9 protein-coding genes, 1 tRNA gene and 4 pseudogenes are annotated in these 12,769 nt (G+C 50.7%); 11 read left to right on the top strand and 3 right to left on the bottom strand.

All coding sequences use genetic code 11. The features are described 5' to 3' along the window. Positions 1-6 precede the first annotated feature (6 nt). Entirely contained in the window at positions 7-1,704 is a 1,698-nt protein-coding gene (locus ACH50O_RS05435) for a GspE/PulE family protein (protein WP_446811010.1), read from the top strand. 1 nt (position 1,705) lies between these two features. Further along, positions 1,706-2,929 carry a type II secretion system F family protein gene (locus ACH50O_RS05430; RefSeq protein ID WP_446811009.1) on the top strand — a complete coding sequence of 408 codons (1,224 nt, stop codon included), beginning with the start codon at positions 1,706-1,708 and terminating at the stop codon, positions 2,927-2,929. On the opposite strand, the gene ACH50O_RS05425 is transcribed toward ACH50O_RS05430, so the two are convergent. Further along, positions 2,926-5,250 (bottom strand): DUF6701 domain-containing protein, encoded by a 2,325-nt coding sequence (locus tag ACH50O_RS05425; RefSeq protein ID WP_446811008.1) that lies wholly within the window; start codon positions 5,248-5,250, stop codon positions 2,926-2,928. The two genes, ACH50O_RS05430 and ACH50O_RS05425, sit on opposite strands and share 4 nt — an antisense overlap. A gap of 601 nt (positions 5,251-5,851) precedes the next feature. Between ACH50O_RS05425 and ACH50O_RS05420 the strand changes: the two genes are divergently transcribed. The 7 genes and pseudogenes from ACH50O_RS05420 to ACH50O_RS05390 all read left to right on the top strand — a co-directional run bounded on the left by ACH50O_RS05420 (position 5,852) and on the right by ACH50O_RS05390 (position 11,091). Further along, entirely contained in the window at positions 5,852-6,307 is a 456-nt protein-coding gene (locus tag ACH50O_RS05420; protein ID WP_446811007.1) for a type II secretion system protein, read from the top strand. Positions 6,308-6,374: 67 nt separating this feature from the next. Beyond that, positions 6,375-6,932, top strand: coding sequence for a pilus assembly FimT family protein (locus tag ACH50O_RS05415; RefSeq protein WP_446811006.1), 558 nt, complete (start codon positions 6,375-6,377; stop codon positions 6,930-6,932). Continuing rightward, positions 6,916-7,380, top strand: a complete 465-nt coding sequence (locus tag ACH50O_RS05410; protein ID WP_446811005.1) for a prepilin-type N-terminal cleavage/methylation domain-containing protein — start codon at positions 6,916-6,918, stop codon at positions 7,378-7,380. The genes ACH50O_RS05415 and ACH50O_RS05410 overlap by 17 nt, the downstream gene beginning before the upstream one ends. Before the next feature lies 1 nt (position 7,381). Next, complete coding sequence (locus tag ACH50O_RS05405; RefSeq protein WP_446811004.1) at positions 7,382-8,170, top strand: PulJ/GspJ family protein; 789 nt, start codon at positions 7,382-7,384, stop codon at positions 8,168-8,170. Continuing rightward, positions 8,167-8,565 (top strand): hypothetical protein, encoded by a 399-nt coding sequence (locus tag ACH50O_RS05400; protein WP_446811003.1) that lies wholly within the window; start codon positions 8,167-8,169, stop codon positions 8,563-8,565. The genes ACH50O_RS05405 and ACH50O_RS05400 overlap by 4 nt, the downstream gene beginning before the upstream one ends. 150 nt (positions 8,566-8,715) lie before the next feature. Next, positions 8,716-9,452, top strand: a pseudogene (locus ACH50O_RS05395) (IS5 family transposase). 479 nt (positions 9,453-9,931) lie between these two features. Continuing rightward, positions 9,932-11,091 (top strand): IS3 family transposase gene (locus ACH50O_RS05390; RefSeq protein ID WP_446807918.1). Its coding sequence is split into 2 segments (ribosomal slippage): positions 9,932-10,205 and positions 10,205-11,091, totalling 1,161 coding nucleotides; the frame shifts between segments, so codons are not numbered across the junction. Between the two features lie 112 nt (positions 11,092-11,203). Here the strand turns inward: ACH50O_RS05390 and ACH50O_RS05385 are convergent. Beyond that, positions 11,204-11,458, bottom strand: a pseudogene (locus ACH50O_RS05385) (transposase); the annotation flags it as partial. Positions 11,459-11,564: 106 nt separating this feature from the next. On the opposite strand from ACH50O_RS05385, the pseudogene tnpA reads away from it, so the two are divergent. Beyond that, a pseudogene (tnpA, locus tag ACH50O_RS05380) lies at positions 11,565-12,000 on the top strand (IS200/IS605 family transposase). A 125-nt stretch (positions 12,001-12,125) separates the two neighbouring features. On the opposite strand, the pseudogene ACH50O_RS05375 reads toward tnpA, so the two are convergent. Then, positions 12,126-12,409: pseudogene (locus ACH50O_RS05375) on the bottom strand (transposase); the annotation flags it as partial. A 256-nt stretch (positions 12,410-12,665) separates the two neighbouring features. Here ACH50O_RS05375 and ACH50O_RS05370 point away from each other — a divergent pair. After that, positions 12,666-12,752, top strand: a tRNA-Leu gene (locus ACH50O_RS05370). Positions 12,753-12,769: the final 17 nt, after the last annotated feature.

Genomic DNA, 12,769 nt, shown 5'->3' with positions numbered 1-12,769 from the left:
CAAGCCATGGAATATTCGCAAAAGAAAATCCGCATCGGCGATCTGTTAGTCCAGCACCGCATCATCAGCCACGAACAATTGATGACGGCGTTGACCGAACAGAAAAAAACCGGCCGCAAGCTGGGCCGGACTTTGGTCGATCTGAATTACATTTCCGAGACCGATCTACTCAGCTTCCTGTCACGGCAATTACAAATCCCGTTTCTGGATATTTCGCAATACAAGCGCAAGCCGGAGATTTGCAAGGAACTGCCGGAAAATCTGGCCCGCCGTTTTCGGGTGATGCTCCTGGAAAGCAACGCCAACGACGTCTTGCTGGCAATGGCCGATCCTACCGATTTGATGGGCCTGGACGAACTGAGCCGCGTGTTGAAAAAACGCATCCGTCAAGCGGTGGTGCGGGAATCGGATCTGCTCACCGCCATCGATCAAGCCTACCGCCGCACCGAAGAAATCAGCAATCTCGCCGATCAGCTCAGCGACGAACTGGCGGAAAATCAGTTCGATTTGAATGCCCTGCTCTCCAGCAGCGAAGTCAGCGATGCACCGGTGGTTAAACTGCTGCAATCGATCTTCGAAGATGCGGTGCAAACCAACGCTTCCGACATCCACATCGAACCCGACGAAAATGTGTTGCGCATCCGGCAACGGGTAGACGGGGTATTAAACGAACAGGTTCTGGATAATATCAACATCGCGCCGGCGCTGATGGTACGCTTGAAGCTGATGTGCGGCTTGAATATCTCGGAGAAGCGCCTGCCGCAAGACGGCCGTTTTAGTATCCGGGTCAAAAACAAAGCGCTGGACGTCAGGCTATCGACCCTGCCGATCCAAAGCGGCGAATCGGTGGTGATGCGTATTCTCGACCAATCCAAGGGTTTGCTGGATCTGGAACAACTCGGCATGCCTACGGAGTTGCTGGGCCGTTTTAAAACCCATATCCGCAATCCGCACGGCTTGATTTTAGTCACCGGCCCCACCGGCAGCGGCAAAACCACCACTTTGTATGCGGCGCTATCGTCGGTCAACTATCCGCAGACCAAGATCATCACCGCCGAAGACCCGGTGGAATACAGCCTGCCCCGTATCAACCAAGCGCAAATCAACGACAAGATAGGCCTGACTTTTGCCAGCGTACTGCGTTCCGCATTGCGTCAGGATCCGGACGTGATTCTGATCGGCGAGATTCGCGACCGGGAAACCGCCGAAATTGCTGTGCGCGCGTCGATCACGGGCCATTTGGTGTTCTCCACGCTGCACACCAACGGTGCGGTAGAAACCGCTACCCGCCTGCTAGATATGGGCATCGAAGGTTATATTTTGGCGAGCGCATTGAAAGTCATCGTCGCGCAACGTCTGGTCAGAAAAATTTGCGACCGCTGCGCACAAGCCACCGACATCAGCGAAGGCCAAAGCATCTGGCTGGAAAAGACGTTTAATATTCCAAGCGGCAATATCGTGTTTAAACAAGGCACCGGCTGCCAATATTGCAATCATATCGGCTATCGCGGCCGGATAGGCGTTTACGAATTATTGGAAATGCGTCATGAAACCCTGGACGCTCTGCGCCGCAACGATTCCGCGGGTTTTATTGCCGCCGCCCGCGCCACGCCGAGTTTCAAGACTTTCACCGAACAGGCCTTGGAATTAGTCAAACAAGGCACAACAACTTTGCACGAAATCATGCGTATTTCAGAAAGTTAAGATGGCGAATTTTGCCTACAAGGCCCGCAATCCGCAGGGTAAATTGATAATCGGCCAACTCGACGGCGAATCCGCGCAGGCTGTCGCACACACCCTGAATAGCCGGGGTTTGATCCCCTTGGTCATCGAGCCCGGCGCCAAGGACACCGACATCTTGCGGAAGTTTGCGCATTGGCGCGCTAAGCGGTCACTGAACATCAACGACCTGATTTTGTTCTGCAGACAAATGTATAGCTTAACCAAGGCCGGCGTGCCGTTGACCCGCGCTATTACCAGTCTGGCCGATTCCAGCCGGAATCTGGCGCTGAAACAGGCTTTACTGGGCCTCACCCGGAAGTTGGAATCCGGGCAAACCCTGTCGCAAGCCATGTCTCAATACGGCCAAATTTTCCCGTTATTGCTGATCAGCATCGTCAATGTCGGCGAAACGACCGGTAATTTGGAGCAGGCTTTTTTGCATATCGCCCGTTATCTGGAACGGGAAAAGGAGACCGAAAACCGTATAAAGACCGCGTTACGTTATCCCGGCATGGTCGTCGCAGCGATCAGCATGGCACTAATAATCGTCAACATTTATGTCATTCCGGCTTTTAAAGGTATGTTCGACAAAATGGGCTCGCAATTGCCCTGGCAAACCCGGCTGCTGATGTCGATTTCCGAATTCACGGTCCACTATTGGCCGCACCTATTGGCCGGCTTGGTAGCCGTAGCGATTTTGATCAGCAAATACCTGGAAAGCCCGGAAGGCTTAAGGCAATGGCATCGGCTATTATTGAAACTGCCGGCGGTCGGCAGCATCGTCGAACGAGCCACGATGGAACGCTTTTCCCGCGCCTTCGCCATGATTTTAACTGCCGGCGTGCCGCTGATTCAGGGCATTGCCATTGTGTCGAAAGCAGTCGGCAACGAATATATCGGCAGTAAATTGCATCGGATGCGTATCGGCATCGAGAAAGGCGACAGCATCAGCCGGATGGCGAAAAGCACCGGTTTGTTTCCGCCGCTGGTGATTCAAATGATCCTGGTCGGCGAGGAATCCGGCAATATTGCCGAGATGCTGCAGGAAGTGGCGAATTTCTACGAAGGCGAAATCGATGCGGAACTGAAGACGCTGTCCAGCGTCATCGAGCCGTTTTTGATCGTAGTGATAGGCATCATGGTATTGGTATTGGCCTTAGGAATTTTTCTGCCGATGTGGGATTTATCCACCAATATGCGTCGCTAGTAGAGTTCCCGCAGATAAATCTGCTGGCTGCTGCCTTTGTAGATGCCGAAGGTCGCCTTGGCTGTAGGCGAATTGTCATGCACGCCATTGTGATCCCAATCGAACAATAGCCACGGCAAGCTGTTAAAACTCCCGCTGACATCGATAGAACCGGTATTGCCGGCACCCGGCGCGCTAAAACTCAAACCGGCCTGCCCAGACAGTAGCGGTGTATGCGCGAGGCTTGCCGCCGATGAGCCCGCCGGCGGAATTGTCATCGCCGTGTTGCCGGTTTTTTGGACGCCGCCAGCCGTTGCCGAATTGCCGAGCCTGATCTGACTGCTCAAACTTAGGCCGGTGCAATTGTCAGCGGCATTGCCGACAAAAGCGCTGCCGTTGAAATACTCGCTGAACAGCGGCATCGGCAAAACGTTCAATTCCGAACCGTAGGCATTGCTCAATACCAGCCGCCCCCAGCGCTGGGTTTTGTTGCCGCCGCTAAAACCGATACCGTTTCCGGCGCTGGCCGCACCGAATTTAACCGGATTGCCACCCGTTACGCCGTTGACATTGGCCACCTGCACCGCGTCGGTATCTTGCAGCGTAAAACTCATTGCGATTTCGGCGTTAAACGGTGCTATAGGGTTGCCGCGAGTAACGGCGAGAATATTGCTGGCGGTGTCGGCAAAGCTCAAGCTGCCGCTACCATTACCGTTATCGGTCGCAATCGGTACACTATTGTTCAATACGCTTAAGGGCTGACTGGCTTCGCTATAACTGGGCATGATCCCATAACTTGCATCACTGGGGCTTATTTTCCATAAACTCCCGGTATAATTTACTGTCGTTGCCGCTGCCGCATTTTTTGCCGTTACGTTGGCGACCGGTTGCGTTACGTATTTTGTCGGTTGCCCCATATACGTAAAACTGCTGCAGCCCGGCGAAAAAATCGGCGTATTCAATGCGGCGTCAAAATGGTCGGGTACGAAACGGCCTATCGTAAATATCGTTGAACTTACCGTGCGTTCCGCTAAAGTTGAACCGTCTGTCGTATCAACCGCGGCAAAATTAGCATCGGACAAACTACTGCTGATAGCACCGACATCTGAATAACTGGCTGTTACGGAAGTGGCTACGCCCGCGCTATTGGAAAACGCTCCGGCTGAAAATGTACCAACCACGCAGGCGGTAGTTGGCAATAAACAACTAATAGTTCCGGCACCTGGCGTGCCGTTGTAGCCGGTGGTCAACGCACCGACCGCATTCTGAGCGGTTGCCCTTATCGTGAAAGGCCTGCCAGCCTTATGCGTTGGCGTAGCGGACGTGGTAGCCATATTAAGCGTTCGGCTGGTGCCCGCTGTAGTCCAGTTACTATCGCTCGCCACTGCAATTAGCTCGTATGGGCGAATGGCAAAATTATCCGAAGAACAAGCGATTACACTTGGACTGAAAAACGGATATTTAACTCTTACCCGCACATTCTGCCAGGCATTGCTTTCTGAGAAAGCGACCGCCTTTCGTCCGGCATCGGCGGCAGTAAAGTTAGCGATTGCCGCGTTGCCAATCGTCGGATAAGTACCGCAGGAGCCGCTTCTGGCATCGACTAACTCGATTGCAACGCCGCCGGTAAAACCAGTGGTTCTAGTTGTGCCGGCACTGTTAGTTGCTACGATATCCAGTGTAAAGCTGCTGCCGGCTACTTTCGTTTTAATGTATCCGGTATTGGCTGCCGCCGCGGTACTAGAGTCAAAGGCATTAAATGCGCCCGGCACCGTCGTCGTGGAACCGGGAATATAAAATTTGAAAGCGCTGTTATCGGTGGGAAAACCGATTGCGGAAACCGCATAGTCGCTGGTACTTACCTCCCAACCAATCTGGGCCAAGGCCGCGGCCGGACCGCGCACCGAACTGCCGAATTGATAAATAAACTCACCATTTTCTTGTAGGATGAGCTGTAAATCGTAGGCGCCGGACGCAGAATTGGTGCTGGTCCACTCCGGCACGTGATACCAAGTAACCACAAATTGCCGGTCCGGTGTGGATCCGGTGCTGGCGTAGCTGACGTAACAACTCGTTCGATTAGTGCAACTCGTGGAATAACCGCTGACTTCCGACTTTAAAGTAGGATCCAAATCGTTGCCATAAATACGCATGCTGTAATTAAGACCGGTATCCGGATAGGGGAGTTGAGTCACCGGGCTACCATAACCGCAGGTGATATTGTTGTTAAATTGAATACGCCCGTTGGACATTACTCGTAGACTGCTGAAATTGGTATTGCCGAATCTAAAGCTAAATCCTAGCGGGATATCGTCGCTGATGATGTCGTCGAGAATTGGCAAACTGCTGCCACAATTACTTATATTCGTAAATTTGTAGAGTGGCGAGTACACTCCACCAGTAGTCGGGCCCAATTTGTTGTGGTTACTGGCATCTATCCAGCTAAAGGCGTACGGAATTACAGCATAGGTCGCGGCAAGTGCTGAATAGCTAAATCCCCATATCAGAAAGAATAAGCTTAAGACCAGTTGTTGCCGAGATGTCAAAAGCATTCTTGCCAGAAAAGTTCGCAAATAAGATAACGGTTAATTTGCTGGGTTTTGACAAGCCGGGCAAATATGCCGGCCATCCTCGGTACAAAGCCACCCGGAATTTACAGCCAAATTCAATTCGCCTTCGAACCAGGCCCTACCGTCACTCAGGCGCCGGCCGACACGATCGCCGCCGCGCGGCGCCCGGCGAAATTCAATTGACCGTAAGCCTTGCGGGTTGCAAATATCGCAAAAAATAAATTTTCGAATACTCATATCGGAAACTATTGTATTTTAGAGGGGATTAACCAAAACCAAGCCAAAGTATAGCGTAGGACTTATCTTACAACCCCATACAGCGACCCTACGACACAGCGGCAAGTTTACCCAAAACGCATTTTTAGGACACACAATGACACTAAACCGGCAACAAGGTTTTACTTTAATAGAATTGATCATGGTGATCGTGATACTCGGTATTTTAGCGGCAACCGCCCTGCCCAAATTTTCCAACATGTCCACCAATGCCCGGGCAGCGGCCTTGGAAGGGGCACTGGGCGCCCTTAATTCAGCGATTACCATCGCTCATGCGCAGGCGCTGCTGGAAGGCAAAACTGCCCCCTCGGGACAAGCGGTCACATTGGAAGGCAGCAGTGTAGACCTGGAATACGGCTACCCAGCGGCTACGGCAACCGGAATCGGCGCAGCGGTCAGATTAACCGGAGACCTGACTTTTACCACCGCCGGCACCAAAATAGGTTTTAGCACAGGCGTGACTACCGCCGCCACCTGCGAAATTACTTATACGGCTGCTACCAGCGCAGCATCCCCGGCTACCGCCACCATCGTCAATAGCAATTGCTCATGATACAAGCCGCAAAAACCTCATGTGGGTACGTGTAATCCAATGTTTCGCGGGGCTACAAAGATAAGCAATGCCAGCCGTAATTTTGCGGAGTTTCAACCTGGCTAATCTTTCGGCGGCTGATTCGATGCGTCTATTACCTATCGGCAAACGAAGCAATGAAACCGGCTTTACTTTAATCGAGCTGGTAATGACTATCGTGATTTTGGGTATCTTGTCGGCAACGACGCTGCCCAAATTTTTTGATCTGTCGGTTTACCAGGAACGCACATTTTTCGACGATACGATCAACGCGATTCGTTATGCCCAAAAGTTGGCGGTGACAAGCGCTTGCAATGTCCAAGTGCAAATCGCCGCCAACCAATTCGAATTGAAACGGCCAACCGCAACAAATCGTAGCCTATGCGCGTCGACGAATCATGCCGACTTCGGATTATCGGTTGCGCGGCCGGGCTCCGCTGAATCCGATTACCGGGGAAACCAGTCCGGCATCAATTTAAGCGACGCCACGTTTTATTTCACCGCCAAAGGCGAAGCGTCCGCCGCGCAGCAGATTAATGTCGGCGGCAACGGCAAACAAATCAGCGTGGTGAAAGATACCGGTTTTGTGTATGACAGCTCGTCGTAAACCAAGTGCGAAGATCGCATATCGGCAGCAATCCGGCGTGACGCTGATCGAATTGATTTTATCGATACTGATCATCAGTATCGCGCTCGTGGGCATTTTATCCGTAATCAATCTGACCACAAGTAATAGCGCCAATCCGGTGGTGCAGCATCAAGCGGTGGCGATAGCCGAATCGTATCTGGAAGAAATTTTGCTGCAAGCCTATAGCGGCGGCTCTACCAGTGCCAGAGCCGACTTCGATGATGTCGACGACTACAATGGCCTCAACGATAACGGCGTTCACGATCAACAAGGCCATGCGGTGGCCGGCTTGTCGCAATACACGGTCTCCGTGGCAGTGTCCGCCAACACCTTAAGCGGCAGCGTTACGGCCAAACAAATTAGCGTTACCGTCAACGGCCCGGGAGTCAGCAATCTCACACTGGTCGGTTATCGAGCCAATTATTGATATGCGCCAAGCGAATCAGGGTTTTACATTAATTGAGCTGATTACCGTGGTAGTAATCGTCGGCATTCTGGCGGCGATGACCACGGATCTGATTACGCTGCCGGTGAAAAGTTATTTGGATTTGGAGCGCCGCACAGCCTTGGTCGATAACGCCGAATCGGCACTACGCCTGATGCAGCGCGACATTCGCCGCGCCCTACCCAACAGCATCCGCATCACCGGGGGCAAAACTCTGGAGCTATTGCATACCAGCGAAGGCGGCCGTTATCGCGCCAAGTTGGCTGCCGACGGCAGTGGCGATATCCTGGACTTTACAAACAGCGATGTTAGCTTCGATGTGATCGGCAGCTTGCAGAACGCGCCGCGAGGCGAATTGGTTATTTATAATCTGGGCAGTGGCGTTGCCGACGCCTATTCCAGTAGCAACCGCGCCACGTTAAAAAATACCTCAACCGCTAACCGGCTCTTTCTGGATGGCGTTAAACAATTTCCGCTGCAATCGCCCTTGCAACGATTTTTTATCGTCGATACACCGCTTACTTATCGCTGCGACACCGCCGCCGGTACCTTAATGCGTTACGCCGGTTACAGTATAAGTACTACGCAAGCCGATCCGCCCAATGAGGTTATCGGTCAATTGCAGGCCAATCATGTCAGCAGTTGCAACTTCGACTACAGCTCGGCGACCGCATCCCACTCAGGATTGGTGACCTTGGAACTGACCTTAACCGATAATGCCGGCGAATCGACTCGTTTGATTCGCCAAATTCATATAGATAACGCGCCGTGAATCGACAATGCGGCTTCTCCATCGTGATGGCTACCTTTGTCTTGGTAGTATTAGGTTTATTGGGTTCTTACATGGTTAGGTTGAGCGCAAATCAGACCGGTACGTCGATTAACGCGCTACAGGGAGCAAGAGCTTATCAAGCGGCGCACGCCGGCATCGAATGGTCTATTGCCCGGATTGCCGCCGGCGGCAATTGCACTGAAATAAACGCGCAAACGGCGCTTAGGTTTGCCGGCCTCGAGGGTTTTAACGTTAAACTAAGCTGTAGCAGTCAAACCTATAGCGAGGCGGATAAAAGCCCGATCATTTTTCGAATCACTGCCTTGAGTCAATTCGGAAACTATATATCTAACGATTACGTAGCGCGGGAAATTGAAGTATCGATTGTAAATTAATAGCCCCCTTTTAAATTTGCGGTCTTTGATAATTGCAGCTTTACGAGGTTAACTATTAAGGGGCTGTTGCCATTTTGGAACGACAGCCTTGAAATTGAACTGCTCTGCCTCATTGATTGATTTTTCAATCAAAAGGCAAGCAAACTATAAATGTTTACGGATGAATACTGGAATAAATTCAAAGCCTCCTGTTGAGCTTGAGGGTTTACGACAAGCCCACGCTTCGGCAAACGGTAGAAGGGATTTTTATCGTCTGCGAGTAGGTTGCCCTTGGCGAGATCTGCCGGTAAACGTTTGGCAAGTGGAATGCCGTGTATAAGCGATTCAATGCCTGGTCGCTTCAAGAAAAATTGATGAGTATCTTTTGGATGCTGGTTGTGGAGCCGGATTTGGAATGGGTGTTTATTGATGGCAGTATCGTGAAAGCGCATCAACAGGGTAGCGACGCTGCCGATCCGCAGGAAACAGCCATCGGAAAATCGGTTGCGGGTAACACGACGAAAATCCATATGGCCGTGGATGCCTGCGGGCTGCCTATTCATTTCTCGGTCACGGGTGGCGAAGTCCACGACTGTAAAGAAGCGCCGGGATTAGTGGCTAAGCTTCCCTTAGCTCACTATATGATTGCTGACAAGGGCTACGACAGCGAACCCTTACGGATTCAAATTCGAGAGAAAGGTGCTATGCCCGTCATTCCCAGAAAGCAGAATTCAACCATTGGCAATGATGCCATGGATTGGTACCTCTACAAATATCGCCACCTGGTTGAAAATATGTTTGCGCGACTGAAACATTTCAGAGCCATCGCGACACGCTATGACAAACTGAAACGCAATTTTGAAAGCGTCATCACTTTGGCTTGCGCTTTTATTTGGGTGCCTAGGTAAAACGGCAACAGCCCTTAATTCGGCCCCATTAAGTTTTAAGCGGCATATTTTACGACCAAGTCCCGGAGAGTCGCTATTTTTGCCGAAAGATTTTTTCGGGCATCCTGCTGGAAAAAATCGGCAAAAATTACGCGACCGTTTGTTCCTTCGGCGCCCCGATTCGTCCGCGTCACCTCGTTCCGACCCAGCAAGGGCTAGAAACGTTGGCTCTCGCATGACTTAATGGAATGGTCTACCCCACTTTCTAAGCGGCCTCAAATGGGCCACGATGTATTTTCCAAAACAGCATCGAATAAAAGTGAGATAGACCCTGAAAAATATTAACGCAACGAGCAAACGCAAAGTATTAAAAGTGCTGGGCATTGACCTGGCTCAACAAAGCTTTCAACTGCATAGTGTTGATGAATGGGGCATATTGATCTTGCCCTGATCTATCGGACACTCGGCTAAGAGAGTAATCTCTAACCCCGAGGAAAATCATGAAAGCCCAAAACGAATCAAAGATCCCCGTTGTCCGCAACAAATATACCGCGCAGTTTAAAGAACAAGCCCTGGAGCGTGCCGACAAGGATGGCATCCCAAAGGCGGCCAAAGATTTAGGGCTCGCCGAATCGATGCTGTACAACTGGCGAGCCAAGCGTCGCCAAACAGGACAGCCCTTCGAAGATCAAAAGCTACAGCAGGCCGAAATGGCGCGGCTTAAACGAGAAAACACCCGCCTGGAAGAGGAAGTCGCCTTTTTAAAAAAGGCGGCAGCGTACTTTGCCAAACAGCCCAAGTGAAGTACGCCATGATCAAAGCTAATGAAGATCAATTCCCTGTGGGACTCATGTGCCGCCTGTTAACGGTCTCACGGAGTGGCTACTACGACTGGAAGTGCAGGCCACTTTCCGATAGAGGCGAAGCGAATAAATGGCTAGCCAATGAGATTAAACGTATTTTTGAGGATGAGAAAGGCCGTCCTGGTTCACCCAGAATTACACAGCGACTACAAGACGAAGGAAAATCAGCAGGCCGACACCGGGTAGCCAGGATCATGCGAAGCCATGGCTGGAGAGCGAAGGCGGCTAAGAAATACAAAGCCACAACGAACAGCAACCACTCGTTACCGGTCGCCCCGAATCGGTTGGAACAAAACTTCACGGCAGACGGCCCCGATCAAAAATGGGTATCGGATATCACCTATATTTGGACGGAAGAAGGTTGGCTGTATTTAGCGGTGGTACTTGAGCTTTATTCACGTCGAGTGATCGGTTGGGCCATTTCCGAACGGATGACGGCAACGTTGGTTTGTGATGCCCTGATCATGGCGTTATGGCGTCACCGAATGCCTAAAGGCGTCATTGTCCATTCGGATCGAGGCAGCCAGTATTGCTCTGCCGCCTACCAGAAGCTTTTCACCAAACACCAATTGATTTGCAGCATGAGCAAGAAAGGCGATTGCTATGACAACGCCGCCATGGAAAGCTGGAACCACAGTTTTAAAGTCGAGGCGATTCATGGCGAACGGTTTTTAACCCGATCAGCCGCCAAGTACCAAGTGTTTGAATATATCGAAGTGTATTACAATCGAAAAAGGCTTCACTCCAAATTAGGCTATATCAGCCCGGAAAATTTTGAAGCTAAAAAAGTCGCTTAGTTGAGTGTCCGTCAAATCCGGGCAAGATCATATTGTCCTGAGAAAGAAACCTAGCCGCGGTCAGGTAACTACCTTCATCGAAGGTATCCTGAATTTTGTGTAAACGGGTTTGTTAGTGATTCTGCATTCGGTCTTCAAACTGAATGCTAAACCGATTCAAAGCCGCTTTCCAGTCATGCAACGGCATGGTCCATTTTTGACTGATATTCATCGGCGCCAGATAGAACAATTTGGACAATGCCTCATCACTGGGAAATGAACCGCGATTCTTGGTGATTTTTCGCAAACTCATGTTCACCGATTCGATGGCATTGGTGATGTAAATGATACGGCGTATTTCCGGTGAATAGTCGGAGAAAGGAATAATTAATGACGGTAAACCCCCGGCTATGCCGGGGGACTCCCAAAGGTTTGACCTATAAGGCGGTCAATCGGATTCTCGGAAACTTGATCAATAGTTTGGAGAATCCGAAATGATAGAGTACCAAAGTCTGAGTCACACGAGATGGAATTGCAAATATCACGTCGTGTTTATTCCGAAACGAAAGCGAAAAGTGATGTTTGGTCAATTGCGCAAGCATTTAGGATCGGTATTCCATGAGTTGGCGAAGTAAAAGGGGCTGTGAAATTGTGGAAGGGCATTTGATGGCTGATCATGTTCATATGTGCCTGAGCATCCCGCCCAAATATGCGGTATCGAACGTTGTAGGCTTTATCAAAGGCAAAAGTGCGATATCGATTGCCAGAACATTTAGAGGGAAGACGAAGCACTTCACGGGTGAAAATTTCTGGGCAAGAAGTTTCTTTGTTTCAACGGAGGGTCTGGATGAAGAGATGGTTAGAAATTACATCCGAGAGCAAGAACGTGAAGAGGAACGTTACGAGCAGTTGAGCCTTTGGAAAAGCTGATCGCCTTCAGGCGATTCCGGTAATCGGCCCCTTTGAGGGGCTAAAAATAATAAGCCCCCGGCTTTGCCGGGGGTGATTTAACTCGATCTCAATTCCGCCGCCAGTTCTTTGGCAAAGATACCCCCAGGGCATAAAAGGCCGAAACCTTTTTTAGCAATTCGTTATCCGCCCGCAGTTGCCGATTTTCCTGTTCCAGTTGCCGAATCCGCTGCTGGTCAGGGGTTAACGGCTTACCGATACCCGGTTGGCCGGCTTGCTCCGCCTGCACTTGCTTCAGCCAGCGACGCACCGCCACCTCACCCAGCTTGAAATCCTGACAAACCTGCGCGACCGTCAGCCCAGGGTCCTGAATCATCTTGACCACTTGCAGCTTGAACGCCGCATCAAAACTTCTCCTTTCTCGTTTCATTGTGTCCACCTTGATGGTTGATAGTTTATCAACCTATTCCGGTGTCCAGTTTTATTAGACCACTACATCCAACGGCTGGATGCAGGCTATTCAATCTAAGTAGGTAGACACTAAATCTGATCCGTGATTATCTTTTGTCGACCCATGGCGTCGACAGTCGCATTAAAACTGACTATACCTGCGGTATGCTATCAATTGATTGACAAGTATATAGTCGACTCATATAATACAAACTTTACTTGATTATACAAGTAATGCCGAGGTGGTGAAATTGGTAGACGCGCTAGCTTCAGGTGCTAGTAGGGGTAACCCTGTGGAGGTTCAAGTCCTCTCCTCGGCACCATCACTTATTTATTAAGT

The organism is Methylomonas sp. 2BW1-5-20 (assembly GCF_052474515.1).
The sequence above is the reverse complement of the archived record's forward strand: the minus strand, read 5'-3'. Positions and strand labels throughout refer to the sequence as shown.